At 69.6% G+C, this 16875-nt stretch carries 16 protein-coding genes; 3 read left to right on the top strand and 13 right to left on the bottom strand.

The features are described 5' to 3' along the window. Positions 1 to 4: 4 nt before the first annotated feature. The 8 genes from C0R07_RS08475 to C0R07_RS08435 form a co-directional block, all read right to left on the bottom strand. Complete coding sequence (locus C0R07_RS08475; protein ID WP_254427811.1) at positions 5 to 1012, bottom strand: AAA family ATPase; 1008 nt, start codon at positions 1010 to 1012, stop codon at positions 5 to 7. Next, positions 1009 to 2187: a DUF4350 domain-containing protein gene (locus C0R07_RS08470; protein ID WP_102788744.1), complete on the bottom strand. Its 1179-nt coding sequence runs from the start codon at positions 2185 to 2187 to the stop codon at positions 1009 to 1011. Before C0R07_RS08470 ends, C0R07_RS08475 begins: the two co-directional genes overlap by 4 nt. After that, positions 2184 to 3860 carry a DUF4129 domain-containing protein gene (locus C0R07_RS08465; protein ID WP_102788657.1) on the bottom strand — a complete coding sequence of 559 codons (1677 nt, stop codon included), beginning with the start codon at positions 3858 to 3860 and terminating at the stop codon, positions 2184 to 2186. The genes C0R07_RS08470 and C0R07_RS08465 overlap by 4 nt, the downstream gene beginning before the upstream one ends. Continuing rightward, positions 3850 to 4842 carry a stage II sporulation protein M gene (locus C0R07_RS08460; protein WP_070426168.1) on the bottom strand — a complete coding sequence of 331 codons (993 nt, stop codon included), beginning with the start codon at positions 4840 to 4842 and terminating at the stop codon, positions 3850 to 3852. Before C0R07_RS08460 ends, C0R07_RS08465 begins: the two co-directional genes overlap by 11 nt. Next, positions 4839 to 5528: an RDD family protein gene (locus tag C0R07_RS08455; RefSeq protein WP_102788656.1), complete on the bottom strand. Its 690-nt coding sequence runs from the start codon at positions 5526 to 5528 to the stop codon at positions 4839 to 4841. The genes C0R07_RS08460 and C0R07_RS08455 overlap by 4 nt, the downstream gene beginning before the upstream one ends. Before the next feature lie 153 nt (positions 5529 to 5681). Then, entirely contained in the window at positions 5682 to 6212 is a 531-nt protein-coding gene (locus C0R07_RS08450; RefSeq protein WP_102788655.1) for a gamma carbonic anhydrase family protein, read from the bottom strand. A gap of 292 nt (positions 6213 to 6504) precedes the next feature. Continuing rightward, on the bottom strand, positions 6505 to 8394 hold the full coding sequence (gene mnmG / locus C0R07_RS08445; protein ID WP_102788654.1) for a tRNA uridine-5-carboxymethylaminomethyl(34) synthesis enzyme MnmG: 1890 nt from the start codon (positions 8392 to 8394) through the stop codon (positions 6505 to 6507). Between the two features lie 490 nt (positions 8395 to 8884). Continuing rightward, positions 8885 to 9409: a hypothetical protein gene (locus C0R07_RS08435; protein WP_102788652.1), complete on the bottom strand. Its 525-nt coding sequence runs from the start codon at positions 9407 to 9409 to the stop codon at positions 8885 to 8887. Between the two features lie 147 nt (positions 9410 to 9556). Here C0R07_RS08435 and C0R07_RS08430 point away from each other — a divergent pair, with 147 nt between their 5' ends. After that, positions 9557 to 10516, top strand: coding sequence for a pyridoxal-phosphate dependent enzyme (locus C0R07_RS08430; RefSeq protein ID WP_102788651.1), 960 nt, complete (start codon positions 9557 to 9559; stop codon positions 10514 to 10516). Further along, positions 10501 to 11112 (top strand): YdcF family protein, encoded by a 612-nt coding sequence (locus tag C0R07_RS08425; protein ID WP_026070106.1) that lies wholly within the window; start codon positions 10501 to 10503, stop codon positions 11110 to 11112. The genes C0R07_RS08430 and C0R07_RS08425 overlap by 16 nt, the downstream gene beginning before the upstream one ends. A 120-nt stretch (positions 11113 to 11232) precedes the next feature. On the opposite strand, the gene bioC is transcribed toward C0R07_RS08425, so the two are convergent. The 5 genes from bioC to bioB form a co-directional block, all read right to left on the bottom strand. Further along, positions 11233 to 12117 (bottom strand): malonyl-ACP O-methyltransferase BioC, encoded by an 885-nt coding sequence (gene bioC, locus C0R07_RS08420; RefSeq protein WP_070472493.1) that lies wholly within the window; start codon positions 12115 to 12117, stop codon positions 11233 to 11235. 37 nt (positions 12118 to 12154) lie between these two features. Further along, the gene (locus tag C0R07_RS08415; protein WP_070472490.1) at positions 12155 to 12937 is read right to left on the bottom strand and encodes an SDR family oxidoreductase; all 783 of its coding nucleotides are present in this window, start codon (positions 12935 to 12937) and stop codon (positions 12155 to 12157) included. Between the two features lie 59 nt (positions 12938 to 12996). Continuing rightward, the gene (gene bioH / locus C0R07_RS08410) at positions 12997 to 13758 is read right to left on the bottom strand and encodes a pimeloyl-ACP methyl ester esterase BioH (RefSeq protein ID WP_102788650.1); all 762 of its coding nucleotides are present in this window, start codon (positions 13756 to 13758) and stop codon (positions 12997 to 12999) included. A 16-nt stretch (positions 13759 to 13774) separates the two neighbouring features. Beyond that, on the bottom strand, positions 13775 to 14986 hold the full coding sequence (gene bioF / locus C0R07_RS08405; protein WP_102788649.1) for an 8-amino-7-oxononanoate synthase: 1212 nt from the start codon (positions 14984 to 14986) through the stop codon (positions 13775 to 13777). Between the two features lie 62 nt (positions 14987 to 15048). Next, complete coding sequence (gene bioB / locus C0R07_RS08400; protein WP_102788648.1) at positions 15049 to 16083, bottom strand: biotin synthase BioB; 1035 nt, start codon at positions 16081 to 16083, stop codon at positions 15049 to 15051. A 70-nt stretch (positions 16084 to 16153) separates the two neighbouring features. On the opposite strand from bioB, the gene C0R07_RS08395 reads away from it, so the two are divergent. Further along, the gene (locus tag C0R07_RS08395; protein WP_070426156.1) at positions 16154 to 16867 is read left to right on the top strand and encodes a ComF family protein; all 714 of its coding nucleotides are present in this window, start codon (positions 16154 to 16156) and stop codon (positions 16865 to 16867) included. Positions 16868 to 16875 lie beyond the last annotated feature (8 nt).

The following is a 16875-nucleotide window of genomic DNA, read 5'->3' as shown; positions in this document are numbered from 1 at the left end:
CCCCTCATTTGCGCGGTGCGTCCACCTTGGCCAGCAGCGCGGTCAAGGCATCGTCGGCGCTTTGTCCTTCGATCTGCAGTTCCGGTGCCAGGGCGATGCGGTGGCGCAGCGCCGGTCTGGCGATGTCGCGCACGTCGTCTGGGGTGACGAAATCACGGCCGGACAGCACCGCCTGCGCACGCGCCGCACGCACCAGCGCGATGCTGCCGCGCGGGCCGGCACCGAGCGCGATGCCCGGCCACTGCCGCGTGGCGGCGACGATCCGCACCGCGTAGTCGATCACTTCCGGATCGACCGTGATCGCCGCGGTCGCCTGCTGCAGCGCGACCACCTCGGCCCCGCTCAGCACGCGCGGCACCTGCGAGAGATCGAAGTCGGCCGCGCTGCGGCCGGTGGTGATCGCATCGACCATGCGTTTCTCGTCTTCCAGCGCCGGGTAGTCGATCAGCACCTTGAGCAGGAAGCGGTCCAGCTGCGCTTCCGGCAGCGGGTAGGTGCCTTCCTGCTCGACCGGGTTCTGGGTGGCGAGGGTCAAGAACGGCGGGGTCAGCGCGAACGCCTTGCCTTCGATGGTGACCTGGCCTTCCTGCATCACTTCCAGCAGGGCCGACTGGGTCTTGGCCGGCGCACGGTTGATTTCATCGGCGAGCAGCAGGTTGGTGAACACCGGGCCGCGGCGGATCTGGAAGCTCTCCGTCTTCGGGTCGTACACCGCATGGCCGCTGACATCGCTGGGCATCAGGTCCGGGGTGAACTGCACGCGGCCGTAGTCCAGCTCCAGGGCCTGGGCGAGGGCGCGCACCAGCAGGGTCTTGCCCAGCCCGGGGACGCCTTCGATCAGCACATGGCCGCCGGCCAGCAGCGCGATCAGGATCTGGTCGAGTACCTCGGGCTGGCCGATGAAGGCACGGCCCACGGCCTCGCGCACGGCATCGACGCGCTCGGACAACGGCGACGGTGAAGGCGTCACGGCAGGAGGGGACAGCGGCGGCGGAAGCGTCGGCTCGGTCATAGCAGGTTTCTCATCTGGATCAGCAGGCGGATGCGGTCGCGCAGGCCGGCGACGTCGTGGGAAGCGGGTGGGGTCAACGCGGTCTGCACGCGCTCGTGCGACCACTGCAGCAAGGTGGCGACGGCCTGCACCCGGGCCTCGCCGGTCAGCGCGGCCGCACTCGGCGAACGCCGCCGCAGGCGGGCCAGGAATGCGCGCCGGACCGCGTCGTACAGCAGCGGCGCTTTGCCGAAACGCAGCAGGTGTTCGCCGCTGGCGCGGATGTGTTCGAGCAGGGAACGGCGTTCGGCCGGCGGCGAAGGCAGTTCGCTGCCCAGGCGCTGCGCGCGCTGCCAGAGCCAGCCGAGCAGGGCCAGCAGCAACGGCGCCCACACCGGCCAGCCGTGGTAAAACACGCGGTTCCACAACGACGGCGGGCGCGAGGCGTAGACCAGCCACATCGTGCCCTTGCCGTAGTTGGGTGCAAGCACGTAGCGGGTCAGGTCGCGATGGGCCTTGTCGTGCAGGCCGTCGATGGCGGCGTTGGCAGCGTTCTGCGCAACGGTCGGATTGGGCCGGCCCTTGCCGTCCATGAAGGCCATGTCCGCCAGCACATCGATGCGGCCCTGGCCGTGGCGCAGGCGGGCGAACACCAGATCGCCCGTGTCGCCCCACTGGCGCTCGACCGCCACGCCCTTGGGCGGTTGGACCGCGAAGCGGCGTCCGTTGCAGAACTCGACGTGCTGCGGATCATCGCGAACGTGGAACGGCTGGCAGTCGTTTCCGTAGTCCTCGCTGTCCACGCCGAGCGCGTCCAGCAGCGGACCATTGCGCGCAGTCTCCTTGCCCACCGGTGGCGTGCGCACGATCAGATGGCCGCCACGCGCCACCCAGGCCATCAGCGCGGTGGCGGCAGGCGCGGGCACTTCCGCGCTGTCCTGCAGCAGCACCAGCGTGTCGCCCGGCTGCAACGGCATCCGGGCCAGGTCCAGGCGCGGTTGCGACTGTACGGTAAGCCCGTCCGCGCGCAGTGCCTGACCGAGCACATACAACGGGTTGTAGCTGGCTTCACCCTGTGGCGGCAGGTGCTCGAGCTGGGTTACCCGCTCGTGCGTGCGCAGGAACAGGATCGCCAGCGGCACCCCGATCACCAGCAGCACAAGGCCGAGCAGCAGCCAGCGCAGACGGGTGCTCATGCGCGCCACCCGAACTGGCGCTGCAGGGTGGTGGCCAGCGCTTCGAAATCATCATCGGCCGGCAGCCGGCCGGCATACGCAGCGTACTGCCAGACCCGCACGATGCGTTCGAACAGGCGGCGGTCGGCCTCGACCGGCATCCGTCGCGAGGCCCGCAGGCACTGCGCTTCGGTGGCGCCCGGCGGCAGGCTGATCTGCGCGCGCTCGCTCATGGACTCCACGCTGGCGCGATACAGCAGCGCCAGCGCCTGCCGTGGGCGGCCCTCCTGCCACAGTGCACGCGCACGCGCGGCGGGATCGGGTGGCGCCACGTCCGGTACCCGGATCGGCTCTTCCACGACCGCCACAGCCTTGGCCCGGCGGCGCTGGCCGGAGCCACGCAGCCACGGCAGCCAGCGCGGCGCGGTGATCAGCAGCAGCACCACCAGGACGCCGACCACGGCCCACAGCGCCCACTCGGCGATCTGGGCCGGCAGCAATGGGCCCTTGTTGCCACGTTGCCGGGATGCCTTGGCGGCGGCCTCGCGTTTTGCCTTCTCGGCCTCGGCCGCCTCGCTATCCGTGCGCTTCCACTCGGTGACCTCGCGGGTCGGGCTCTGCAGCGGGTCTTCATACGCGCGCTGCACCGCCTGACGGAAGCCGGCGGTGTCCACCGCCTCGTTGCCGAAGACGCCGACCACCGTGTTGTCCGGATCGTTGTCGAACGTCCGGGTGGGAGCGTCCGGCGCCTCGTCTTCGGCGTCTTCATCCTCAGGCGCATCGGACCCCGCGTCGGCCGCGGGCGCCAGACCGTCCTCCAGCGACGGCGCGGCAGCCGGTGCAGCCACCGCCCCCTTGCTGTTGGATGTCTGCTGGGCGTGCAGCGCCGCGCTCGGCCAGATCAGCACCAGGGCCAGCACCAGCAGCGGCGCGGCCTGCTGCAGCCGGGCGTGCAGGCGGCGGAAGGCGATCTCCAGATCCCACGCTTCCATCTGCGTGCGCCGGTCCAGGTACAGGCCGAAGCCGGCGCCGACGTAGAACGGACCGATCAACGTCGCAGCGGCCCAGAACAGCAGGTTCACGCCCAGCTGCATCCACGCCGGCATGTCCTGCTTGGCCAGCTCCCACGCCGCGCGCCAGGACTCGGACAACAGGTCCACCGGGATGAACAGGAACACCGCCGCGATGCCGCCGACCACCAGCACGATCTCGAAGACCATGCACACCAGCGTCAGCAGCAGCGCGTGACCGACCGCGCCGCCGGCGATCGCACGCCGACGCTGGCGGCGATGCGCAGCGTCCGTGCCCTCGAGCAGATTCACCGGCAGCAGCACCGGGCGCAGCGGGCTCAGGCGCCGCCAGCCGAGGTAGCCCCAGAAGCCCTGCCAGCCCCACGTGCGCTGCGCGCGCAGTGTCTGCGTGGTCGTCGAGGCATCGCCGAACACCCCGCGCGAGATCACGTACAACGCGATGCGTTCGAACAATGGCTTGAGCCACCACATCGCCAACCAGGCCCAGCCGAAGCTGTCCGTCCACCAGGCCAGCGCGTTGAGCAGCACGAACACCGGCAGCGACACGCTCACCCACGGCGCCCAGATCGCCGCGGCGTGCCGTCGCACCAGGGCCATCCCCAGCTCCATGGCCTCCCAGCCCGAGCGCGCGCGCAGCACGATGTTGAGCCGATCAATCTGCATCGGCCGCTCCGCGCCCGCCGCGCCACAACCACACGAACACCGCGGTCCACAGCACCGCGGCCACGCTGTATTTGCCCCACGCCGGGATCGCGGCGATCGAGGACCAGAACGCTTCGATGAAGGCGGCCACCAGCAGCATCGCGGCAACGCCCACGCACAGCTTGGCCCCGATCACACCGCCCTCGACCAGCGCATCGATGCGCCGCCGGCGACCGGGCGCAAGCAGTTTCATGCCCAGCTGCAGCCCAGCGCCGCCGGCGATCACGATCGCGGTCAGCTCGAATGCACCATGGCCGGCCACGAAGCGCCAGAACGGATCGCCGTGGCCGATATGCTGCAGATGCCCGGCCACCGATCCGATGCCGACGCCGTTGAACAGCATCACGAACACGGTGCCGACACCGGCGATCAGCCCGAAGGCGAACGTGCGCAGGCCGATGCTGATGTTGTTCATGATGTAGTAGCCGAACATCGTCCAGTTGGTGCCGCTGTCGCGGCCCAGGTTCGGCGAGGCCGGATCGTACATGCGCTCGAACTCGGCGATGCGCGCGTTGTCCAGCAGCAGGTGGATCAGCTCGGGGCGCCACAGGATCAGCGCGAAACTGCCCACCAGCGGCACCACGAACAACGCCGCAGCGACCCACATGCTGCGGGCCTGGCTGCGCACCAGCTGCGGGAAATCGGCGAACAGGAAGGCGAGTGCGCGCTGCCACTGCGGGCGCGGGGTGCGGTACAGCAGGGTATGGCCCTGCTGCATCAGCTGCTGCAGCCGCGCCACCAGCTGCGGGCTGTAACCGCGCCGGCGCGCCAGCGCGAGCTGCTGGCACAGGCGGCGGTAACGCTGCGGGAAGTCGCCATCGTCCAGGCCCTCGTGTGCTGGCTGCCGGCGCGCCTGCCGCGGGTGCTCACCGCGCTGGGCCAGCCAGTGCTCCAGCGCCTGCCATTCGGCCTGGTAGCGGGCGACGAACTGTTCCTGCCTCATCGCCGCCCCAACAGCCAGTTGGCCATCGCATACAGGCGCAGCACGCCGACCTGGCCGTGGCTTCCGGTGAGCGGCGCGGCGATATCGGCCAGTTCCTGCTGGCGTGGCGCCGACAGCCGCGGCGCACGCTCGGCGAAAGCGACCACAGCGGCCTGTTCGGCCGGCTGCAGCGGTTGCGGTGGTACCAGCACACTGCCGACCGGCACCGTGCCGCCCAGCGGCGCGGCGCCCTGATGGATCACCATGGTGCCGGCGACCAGATCGCCGAGGCGGCGGCCATGCGCATCGAACAGGCTCGACAGCAGCCCCAGCGCATAGCCGAACGGCAGCATGTCCACGGTGCGCAGCAGGTTGCGGGTGATCGCGCTCATCCAGCCGATCGGCCCACCATCGCGCGCGACCACGCGCAGGCCCATCGCGCGCTTGCCCAGGGTGCGGCCCCAGCACGCCTCCTGGACGATCGTGTAGGCCCACATCAGCAGGAACATCAGGCCGAGGTAGAGCCCTTGGCCGAACCCGCCGAGGAAGGCCAGCGGAATACTCAGCATCATCAGTGCGCCGACCCGGATCACGAAGTCGATCGCCCACGCCAGCGCACGCGGCAACGGACCAGCGACGGGCAGGTGCAGGGGCACGCCTTCGGGGGTGATGACCTCCCGGTAGGTATCCAGCATGGGCGCGCTCATGGGCGGCGCGTCACGGTGGGCCGTAGGGAAGGCCACAGGGGATGCCGGATTCCTCTCCGGGCTGCCAGCGGGGGCATGCGGGTCTCGACTGCTTCCTGGTCGGCTGAGGACTTTACCGCGCACCGATCCCGATGCCCAGCGGCGCGGCCACCATCACCCCCGGTACTGGTCCTTCAGGCGCACGTAGTGATCGGCCGAGTAATGCAGCGATTCGATCTCTTTGTCGCTGAGCGTGCGCGCCAGCCGTGCGGGGTTGCCCAGCCACAGCTCGCCCTTGCCGACCACCTTGCCCGGGCCGAGCACCGCGCCGGCGCCCAGGAACCCGTGCGTGTTCACCTGCGCACCATCGAGGATGCAGGCGCCCATGCCGATCAGACAGTAATCGCCGATCGTGCAGGCATGGATGATGGTGCCGTGGCCGACCGTGACGCCCTCGCCGATGATGGTGGGGTAGCCGCCCTTGTTGAAGGGGCTGTGGTGGCTGACGTGGATGATGGTGCCGTCCTGGATGTTGCTGCGCGCACCGATCCGCACGTGGTTCACATCCCCGCGGATCACCGTCCCCGGCCAGACCGAGACGTCATCGCCCAGCACCACATCGCCGATGATGGTGCAGGCCGGATCGATGTAGACGCGTTCGCCGAGCACCGGCAGCTTGTCGAGGAAGGGGCGGATCGGGGACATGCATGAACTCCGGCAACGCAGGGACTGGGACGCCGCCTGCCGCGTTGTCCCGGCCCCCGATGATAACGCGGGTGTGCCCGCCAACCGCCGCTGGCGCGCAGACCATCGACTGCACAACTGCACAACTGCACAACTGCACGACGGCGCGACCGCACGCCATCGACGGTAGAGCCGACCGTTGGTCGGCTGCCCGGAATCCCCGGGCGGCGGCTGTGCAGCCGACCAACGGTCGGCTCTACCGGGGGTTGTCGTGCAGCCGACCAACGGTCGGCTCTACCGGGGGCATGCCGCGTTACGCGGCGCGGATGCGGCGCGCGCGTTCCAGATGGACCAGCAGCAGCGAGATTGCCGCCGGGGTCATGCCGGGGATGCGCTGGGCCTGGCCGATGGTCTGCGGCCGCACGCGCTCGAGCTTCTGCTGCACTTCGGCCGAGAGACCGCGCACGCTGGCGTAATCGAAATCGGCGGCGATGGCGGTGTTTTCATGACGCTGCTGGCGTTCGATCTCGTCGCGCTGGCGGTCCAGGTAGCCGGCGTACTTCACGCCGATCTCGACCTGTTCGGCCACCTTGGCGTCGGCCACGGCGGGGCCGAGCGACGGCACCTGCATCAGCTTGGCGTAGTCCAGTTCCGGGCGCTTGATCAGGTCCAGCACGTTGGTTTCGCGGCTGACCGCCACTCCCAGCGTGGCTTCCACCTCGCGGCCGAGCGCATTGCCCGGCGTGGCCCACAGGGCGCGCAGCCGCGCGGTCTCCTGTGCCACCGCGTCCTGCTTGGTCTGGAATGCGCTCCAGCGGCGGTCATCCACCAGCCCCAGTTCGCGGCCAAGGCCGGTCAGGCGCACGTCGGCATTGTCCTCGCGCAGCTGCAGGCGGTACTCGGCGCGGCTGGTGAACATGCGGTACGGCTCGTTGGTGCCGTGGGTGATCAGGTCGTCGACCAGTACGCCCAGATAGGCCTCGTCGCGGCGCGGGCACCAGCCGGCGTCGTCACGGGTGAAGCGGGCGGCGTTGAGGCCGGCCAGCAGACCCTGCGCGGCGGCTTCTTCATAGCCGGTGGTGCCGTTGATCTGGCCGGCGAAGAACAGGCCGCTGACGGTCTTGGTCTCCAGCGTGTTCTTCAGCCCGCGCGGATCAAAGAAGTCGTATTCGATCGCATAGCCGGGGCGGGTGATGTGCGCGTTCTCGAAGCCACGCATGCTGCGCACCAGCGCCAGCTGCACATCGAATGGCAGCGAGGTGGAGATGCCGTTGGGATAGATCTCGACCACGTCCAGCCCTTCGGGCTCGACGAAGATCTGGTGGCTGGCTTTTTCGGCGAAGCGCACCACCTTGTCCTCGATGGAGGGGCAGTAGCGCGGGCCGATGCCTTCGATCTGGCCGCTGTACAGCGGCGAGCGGTGCAGCGCGTTGCGGATGATCTCGTGGGTGCGCTCGCTGGTGTGGGTGATCCAGCAGCTGACCTGCGCCGGATGCTCGTCCACGCTGCCCAGGAAGGACATTACCGGGCGCGGGTCGTCGCCGGGCTGTTCTTCCATCAGGCGGTAATCCAGCGAGCGGCCGTCGATGCGCGGCGGCGTGCCGGTCTTCAGGCGGTCGATCACGAACGGGCGCTCGCGCAGGCGCGCGGCCAGCGTGGTCGCCGGCGGGTCGCCCATGCGGCCGGCGGCGTATTGGGTCTCACCGACGTGGATCTTGCCGGCCAGGAAGGTGCCGGCGGTCAGCACCACGGCGGTCGCGCTGAAGCGCAGGCCGGTCTGGGTGATCGCGCCACGCACGGCATCGCCCTCGATGACCAGGTCATCGACCGCCGCCTGGAACACGGTCAGGTTGGGCTGGGCCTCGACGATCTGGCGGATCGCCATGCGGTACAGATTGCGGTCGGCCTGGCAGCGCGTGGCGCGAACGGCCGGGCCCTTGGAGGCGTTGAGCGTGCGCCACTGGATGCCGGCGCGGTCGGCGGCATGCGCCATTGCGCCGCCCAGGGCGTCGATCTCCTTGACCAGGTGGCCCTTGCCGATGCCGCCGATGGCCGGGTTGCAGCTCATCGCACCGATGGTTTCGACGTTGTGGGTCAGCAGCAGGGTGCGCGCACCGCTGCGTGCGGCCGCCAGCGCGGCTTCGGTGCCGGCGTGGCCGCCGCCGATGACGATCACGTCGTAGCGGTAGAAGGAGTCAGTCATGGCGGAGGAGCTCGGGACGGGGCCGGGCGGCCCGGATCAGCCCTGGAGGCAGGGCGCGGGTGGCGATTTTAGCGCCATTCGTCGGGGGCCGTGAAATCCACCCTCAAGTTGGCACGTTTTCTGCAGATAACCCAATAGCACCCAGGATGGCATGCGCCTTGTGCGCAACGGACCGGAATTGGAACAGGGGCCGGTCCAAGCGCATCGTGGGGAAGCAGAGGGGCCGGCAGTCGGGGGACTGTCGGCCCTGTTTTTTGCCGGTTCCAGCGCGAACGCGCCGCCCAAATACAGAAGGCCCCGCCAGTAGCGGGGCCTTCTGCGTTTAAGGTGCCGACATCCGACAGGGCCGGAACAGGGGGGATCCAGATGTTCCTGGCGGATATCGACATAGAGCCGAATGTGACGCCACTTGTCGCTTTTGGCACTTTGTGACCGTGGCTGTCACCGCCCGGCTAGAGTGAACTGCCGGGCGCGTGAAAATCAAGCCATCTCAGTGCTCAACTGTGCGTTGGTTCGCATTGTTGAGATTCCGCCACGGGGAACCGTTCATCCTCGGCGAAGACGGACGCGGCGCCTGGGCCGGGCGTGCCTGCGGCGGCGACGGACGCTGCTGTTGCTGCCGTTGCTGCTGCGGCGGCCGGCGCGGCCCACCGAGCGAATCCATGTTCCGCCATGGCGAGCCGCCGTTGTTCGGCCGCGGGCGATCCGGCGGACGGGTCGGGTTGCCGTTGCCGTTGCCATGGCCGGGGCGCGGCGGTGGGCGGTGATTGTGCGGCGGGCGATAGTTCGGATACGGGCGATACACCGGATAGCCGTAGCCACCGCCATAGCCGTAATACCCGCCACCGTAGTAGCCGCTGCCGTACCCATAGGGGTATCCGGCCGGGTAGCGATACTCGACCGATGGTGCGCCGTGGTAGTAGCCGCTGCCGCCGCCACCGCCGACATAGTCGTACGTCGCGCAGCCGGACAGGGCCAACAACAGGCCACCGGCAAGAACAAGGCGCATTTTCATGATGGGTCCCCCCAACGGGCTGTAGGGCCAGCTTCGGCCCAAGGCATTGAATCAGCCCTTAACTCGGCCCGATCCGAATGAATGGTTGCCATGCTGACACGTTCATCAAGTCGGATGTGGGAAGGGGGCATACGTTAATCTTGCGTCATGAGCGATTCACCCTTGCCCTGTGTTGACGACGTGCTGGCGGCGGCGGCGCGCATTGCCGCGCACGCCCGCGTGACCCCGGTGTTGCGCTCGCGCACCCTGGATGCGCTGACCGGCGCCACTGTGGTCTTCAAGGCCGAACACCTGCAGCGCAGCGGCGCCTTCAAGTTCCGCGGTGCCTGCAATGCCGTGTGGGCGCTGACCGAGGCGCAGGCCCGGCGCGGGGTGGTCACCCACTCCTCGGGCAACCATGGCGCCGCCCTGGCGCTGGCCGCACGTACCCGTGGGATTGCCTGTCACGTGGTCGTGCCCGAGGGCGCGGTGGCGGCGAAACTGGCCAACATCGGCCGCCACGGGGCCACGTTGTGGCGCTGCGATGCCTCGATCGCCGCGCGCGAAGCCATGTGCGCCCAGGTCCAGGCCGAAACCGGGGCGATCCTGGTCCATCCCTATACCGACCCGTGCGTCATTGCCGGCCAGGGTACGGCCGCGCTGGAACTGCTGCATGCCAGCGAAGGGCTGGAGATGATGGTGGTGCCGGTGGGCGGCGGTGGCCTGGCCGCGGGCACGCGGCTGGCACTGCAGGCCGGCGCCCCGCTGGCCGAGCTGGTCCTGGCCGAGCCGCTGGGCGCGGACGATACCGCGCGCTCGCTGGCCGCTGGCGAGCGCCGCATCGATTTCACCCCCCACACCGTCTGCGATGGCCTGCGCGGGACGCTCGGCGCGCCCAACTTCGCGCTGCTGCAGGGCGCGGCCCAGGTCATCACCGTCGCCGATGAGGCGACCGTCGCTGCGATGCGGCTGATCTGGCAGGTGCTCAAGCAGGTGGTGGAACCGTCCTCGGCGATCGCCCTGGCGGCGATCCTCGCCGAACCGGCACGCTTTGCCGGCAAACGGGTGGGCGTGGTGCTTTCCGGGGGCAATGTGGATCTGGATGCGCTGCCGTGGGGCGCGGTATGAGCCGACGCACCGGAGTGGGCGTGTTCGGGTGGCTGTGGCGGCTGTGCATCGTGCTGGCCGTGTGGCTGCTCGGGGTCACGGCGTGGATCGTCTGGATCGGCGAGCGCGACCAGGCACAGAAGGCCGACGCGATCATCGTGCTCGGCGCGGCAGCCTATGACGCCAAGCCTTCGCCGGTGTTCGAAGAGCGCATCCGCCACGGGCTGGATCTCTACCAGCAGGGCTATGCGCCGCTGCTGATCTTCACCGGTGGCTATGGCGGCACCGGCGCGCGTTTTTCCGAGTCGCAGGTGGCACGTCGCTACGCGCTCAAGCAGGGCGTGCCCGATGACGCGATCCTGATCGAGACCGCCTCACGCACCACGCGGCAGAACCTGATCGAGGCGCGGCGCTTGATGGAGCAGCGCAAGCTGCACCGCGTGATCATCGTCAGCGACCCGCTGCACATGGCGCGCGCGCTGCGCCTGTGCCGCGAACTGGGCATCGATGCGCTGGCCTCGTCCACGCCGAGCACGCGCTTCCGCAGCTTCCACACCAGCTGGCGGTTCCTGGCGCAGGAAATCTATTTCTTCCACCGCGACCTGTTCCCGTCGTAGCGCCGACCGTTGGTCGGCTGGCCCGCCGGGCCGCCGTGCGGCCAGCCGACCAACGGTCGGCTCTACGGGATCACCGTGATCACCGCGGCCGGCGCGATCACCTCGATCAGCGCGATCGGCTCAGGGCGTTCTGCGGCGGATCGGAATCGCCGACACCGGCACCGTGGCGACATCGTGCCCGCGCTCGCGGATCGGTGCGCCACCTTCCGGTGCCCAGGCGTGTGCGTAGATCACTTCCCAGCTGCTGGGCAGCTTGCCGTCCTCGCGTCGCAGCGGCTCGTAGGCGGCACGCGCGGCATCGAAACGCCCGCGCCCGGTCAGTGTGTGGCGGCGGTCCTGGCGCGCGTTGGTGGCGCCGATCGCCTGCAGCTCGCGCATCAGCGCGGTCAGGTCGTCGTAGGTCAGGGTGAACAGGTCGCGGTCCAGCACCGGGTCGCGGAAGCCGGACATCATCAGCGCATCGCCGAACTGCGCGATCGGGGCGAAACGACTGACATGCGGCACCTCGTCGGCGGCGGCGAACGCATCGCGCAGTTCGATCAGCGTCTCCGGCCCGAACGTGGAGACCAGCAGCAGGCCGCCCGGCTTGAGCGCACGACGGAACCCGGCGAACACCGCCGGAAGATCCTCGACCCACTGCAGGCACAGGTTGCTGAAGATCACATCCACGCTCTGGTCCAGCACCGGCAATGCCTGCGCGTCGCCGCACACGCGCGAGAACGGCTTCCACCAGCCGGCCTGCTTCTTTGCTTCGCGCAGCATCGGCTGGGCCAGGTCCAGCGCGATCACCTGCGCCTTGGGCCAGCGCTTCTTCATCAGCGCGCTGGCGTGGCCGGTGCCGCTGCCGACATCGAGCACCACCTGGGGCTGGCGGTTTTCCAGGTAGTCCAGCGATTCGAGCAGGCGCTTCTCCACCTCGCGCTGCAGCGCGGCGGCGGCGTCGTAACTGCGGGCGGCGCGCGAGAAGGCGCGGCGGACGTGATGCGGATCGAAGCTGGACGTCATGGGGTACTCACGGCTCAAAACGGTGGTGCGGGTGGAATCAGAAGGTGCCCGGGTAGGCGCCGCCATCAATCAGCAGGTTCTGCCCGGTGATGTAGCCGGCCTGCGCGCTGCACAGGAAGGCGCAGGCGGCGCCGAACTCGTCAGCGGTGCCGAAACGGCCCGCGGGAATGTGGGTGCGTTTGCGTTCGGCCAGCTGGCCGGCGTCGATGCCCTGCTGCTGCGCCAGGTAGGCGAAGTTGCCGCGCAGGCGGTCGGTATCGAACTGGCCCGGCAGCAGATTGTTGAGGGTGACATTGTGCGCGACGGTCTTGCGGGCCAGTCCGGCCACGAACCCGGTCAGTCCGGAGCGTGCGCCGTTGGAGAGCCCGAGGATGTCGATCGGGGCCTTCACCGACGAGGAGGTGATGTTGACCACGCGGCCGAAGCCGCGCTCGATCATGCCGTCCACGGTGGCGCGGATCAGCTCGATCGGGGCCAGCATGTTGGCATCCAGCGCGGCGATCCAGTCTTCGCGGCTGAACTGGCGGAAATCGCCTGCCGGCGGGCCACCCGCGTTGTTGACCAGGATGTCGACCTGCGGACAGGCGGCCAACGCAGCGTCGCGGCCTTGGGTGGTGGCGATGTCGGCGACGACCCCGATCACCCGGCGCGCACCCGGCAGGGCCTGCAGTTCGAGCACGGCGCGGTCCAGGGCCGCTTCACCGCGCGCGGCGATGACCACGTTGACGCCTTCGCGTGCCAGTGCGCGCGCGCAGCCCAGCCCGAGGCCTTTGCTGGCGGCGCAGACCAGGGCCCAGCGGCCGGCGATTCCAAGATCCATGGGTCAGTCCTGTGGGGAAAGGCAGGCGTACATGATCGGCGATGCGTGGCCGGAACAGGTCAAGGCAGTGCGGCAACGAAGTGTTGCAGCTGCGTGGCGACCTCGTCGGTATGGCCCAGGAACGGCGCGTGCCCGCCCTGGGCGACCACGTGGGCCTGCGCGCCCGGCACCCGTGCCGCGGCGGCCTGCATGGCCCGCGCCGAGACCAGGCGGTCGCGCTGGCCGGCCAGCCACAGGCTCGGTTTGCCCAAGGTGGCCAGGGCGCCGCGCAGGTCGGTGTTCTCCAGCAGGCGCAGGCCTTCCTGCAATGCGCGCGGGGCCGGTTCACCGCGGGCGACCAGCATTTCGCGCAGCGTGCGCAGTTCCTGCCGCGCGTGCTCCGAGCCCATCGCATCCAGCGCCAGGAAGCGCTCCAGCGTGCCGCGGTAGTCCTGCGCGAGATCCTGGCCGAACTGCTCGAACACCGCCGGCTCGACCGCGTGCGGCCAGTCATCGCCGCGCACGAAACGCGGCGTCGCGGCGATCATCGCCAGACCGCGTACCTGCGGCAGGGTCGCCGCAGCATGCAGCGCGAACAGACCGCCGAGCGACCACCCGCACCACACCGCTGGCGGTGTGGCCGCGGCGATGGCGTTGACCACATAGGGCAGGCGCAGCGGCGTGGTGTCCTCGCGGCTGGCACCGTGGCCGGGCAGATCCACCAGGTGCAGCTGGACGTGCGCGGACAGGCGCTCCACCAGCGGCGCGAACACACCGCCATGCAGGGCCCAGCCGTGGATGAGGACCAGTGCCGGGCCCTGGCCGATGACCTCGATATGCATGCTCAACGCTGCGGCATCACGCGGTCAGGGTATTCAGTGCGTGCTGCTGGACCGCAGTGTCGCGTGCATGGGCGATCGCATCGACCAGCGCGTGGACCTGTGCCGGCGCATGCAGCGCGGACAAGGTCACGCGCAGGCGCGCCTTGCCCTCGGGGACGGTCGGCGGGCGGATCGCGCTGACCAGGAAACCGGCTGCTTCCAGCGCGGCCGACAACGCCATCACCGTCGATTCGGCGCCGCACAGCAGCGGTTGGATCGGGGTATCGGACGGCATCAGTTCCAGCCCGTGCTGGCGGGCACCGGTGCGGAAGATGCCGATCAACTCAGTGAGCTTTTCGCGCCGCCAGTCGTCGCGGCGGGCGAGCTTCACGGCAGCCAGTGCCGCGGCGGCCTGGGCCGGCGGCACGGCGGTGGTGTAGATGTAAGGGCGCGCGGTTTCAGCCAGGTGCTGGATCATCGCCTCGTCGCCGAGGACGACCGCACCGCTGCCGCCGAGTGCCTTGCCGAGAGTGGCCAGCTGCAGCGGCACATCGTTGACGCCCAGGCCGGCATCGGCCACGCAGCCACGGCCGTGTTCACCGACCACGCCGATACCGTGCGCGTCATCGACGTACAGCAGCGCTTCCTGCATGCGTGCCACCAGCGACAACGACCGCAGCGGGGCGATGTCGCCGTCCATGCTGAAAACACCGTCGGTGGCCAGCATCGCCGCGCCGTTGGGCGCGTGCTTGAGCTGGCGCAGTGCGCCTTCGGTATCCAGGTGCGGATAACGACGCAGGCGGCAACCGGCCAGGCGCGTGGCATCGAGCAGGCTGGCGTGGTTGAGGCGATCCTGCACGCAGACATCGTCTTCTTCGCTGAGCAGCGCCTGCTGCACGGCAAGGTTGGCGGCAAAGCCACTGCCGAACAGCAGGGCCCGCGGATAGCCGAGCCAGTCGGCCATCTCCCGTTCGAGCGCGTCATGCAGCGCGTGGTGGCCGCAGATCAGGTGCGAGGCGGTGGCGCCGGCGCCTTCGCGCGCGGCGGCATCCTGCAGTGCGCTGACCACGCCGAACTGCTGGGACAGACCCAGGTAGTCATTGCTGCAGAAGTTGGTCAGCCATTGACCGTCCATTTCCAGCTGCACGCCATCGCGCCGGCTCACCACCCGGCGCACCCGCAGGCGCCCCTGCGCGTCGCGGAGCTTGCGCTGGGCCTGGATGCGGTCGTGCAGGTCAGGACGGGCCATGGTCGTCAGGGGGGCCGGGTGGGCCGTTAGCGTACCCGGTTGCCGGGCCCGCTGCTCGGGGCTCAGGCCGCGCGCCCGCAGGGGCCGCCGGCGGTGATGTCGGCATGGACCGTACCCGGGCGGTCGTGCCCGGTGGCATCCACCGTGACCGCCATCGGGCGCAGCCCCAGCCGTTCGAACAGGGCCAGGTCGCGTTCGGTGTCCGGATTGCCGGTGGTCAGCAGCTTTTCGCCATGGAAGATGGAATTGGCCCCCGCCAGGAAGCACAGCGCCTGCAGCTCATCGCTCATCGCCTCGCGCCCGGCCGAGAGCCGCACCATCGAACGTGGCATGACGATGCGGGCCACTGCGATCATCCGCACGAACTCGAACGGGTCCAGCGCGGCAGTGCCGTGCAGCGGGGTGCCGGCGACCTGTACCAGCCGGTTGATCGGCACCGAATCCGGGTGGGCGGGCAGGGTGGCCAGCGCCAGCAGCAGGCCGGCGCGGTGCTCGCGCGTCTCGCCCATGCCGACGATGCCGCCGCAGCAGGTCTTCAGCCCGGCATCGCGGACATGCGCCAGCGTGTCCAGACGGTCCTGGTACTGGCGCGTGTGGATGATCGAATCGTAATAATCCGGCGCGGTGTCCAGGTTGTGGTTGTAGTAGTCCAGCCCGGCCTCACGCAGCGCGGTGGCCTGCTCGCCGCTGAGCATGCCCAGCGTGGCGCAGGTCTCCAGGCCGAGCGCCTTCACCTCGCGGATCATCGCCGCCACCTTGGGGATGTCGCGGTCCTTGGGCGAGCGCCACGCCGCGCCCATGCAGAACCGCGAGGCGCCGGCCGCCTTGGCCTGGCGCGCCTTGGCGACCACCTCGTCGGTGACCATCAGCTTCTGTGCGTCCACGCCGGTGCTGTAGCGCTGCGCCTGCGGGCAGTACGCGCAGTCTTCCGGGCAGCCGCCGGTCTTGACCGAGAGCAGGGTCGAGATCTGGACGTCCGCCGGGTCGAACTGCTCGCGGTGCACGCTGGCCGCGCGATGCAGCAGGACCGGGAAGGGCAGCGCGAACAGGGCCAGTACCTCTTCGCGGTGCCAGTCGTGGCGGATGACAGAAGCCATGGGAGTGTCCTGACAGATAGTGGAACGAAAGGGCGGCAGTCTGGTGAGGCTGTCACCATCTGTCAACCATATGATCTTATCTAAAGTTTACGGTGCGCTGGGCTGGCTGGGCTGGCAGATCCTGCCGTTGCGCTGCCTGGTCTGCGATTGTCCCGGCGAGGACGGCATGGACCTGTGCCGCGCCTGCCATCGGGCGCTGCCGTGGAACGACCGTGCCTGCCGGCGTTGCGCCCTGCCGCTGGCGGTGGACGACCCCGGGGACGCCGACGGCGATCACTGCGAGCGATGTGTGGACGACTGTCCCCGCCAGGCGGCGGCCAGTGCCGCGTTCCTGTACGCGCCGCCGATCGACAGGCTGCTCATCCGGTTCAAGTTCCACCAGGATCTGGCCGCGGGACGGTTGCTCTCGCAGCTCATGCTGCAGCGCGTGCCGTCGTTTCTGGCCGGGCCGCTGCAACCGATGCCACTGCACCGCCGCCGCCTGCGCCAGCGGGGTTACAACCAGGCGCTGGAACTGAGCAAGCCACTGGCACGCGGGCTGTGCTGCCCGCTCTGGAACGGGCTGCAGCGCACCCGCCAGACCGCCGCGCAATCGACGCTGGATGCGGACGCCCGGCGCTGCAACCTGCGCGATGCTTTCGCCGTGCGTGGGCATCCGCCCGCCGGGCTGACCATCGTCGATGATGTGATGACCACCGGGGCGACCACCGATGCCGCGTTGCGCGCGCTGCAGTATGCCGGCGCCGGGCCGATGCAGGTCTGGGTCTGCGCGCGGGTGCCGTAAGCCCCGTT

It is taken from the genome of Stenotrophomonas bentonitica, from assembly GCF_002887735.1.
GTDB classification, from domain to species: domain Bacteria; phylum Pseudomonadota; class Gammaproteobacteria; order Xanthomonadales; family Xanthomonadaceae; genus Stenotrophomonas; species Stenotrophomonas bentonitica_A.
The sequence above is the reverse complement of the archived record's forward strand: the minus strand, read 5'-3'. Positions and strand labels throughout refer to the sequence as shown.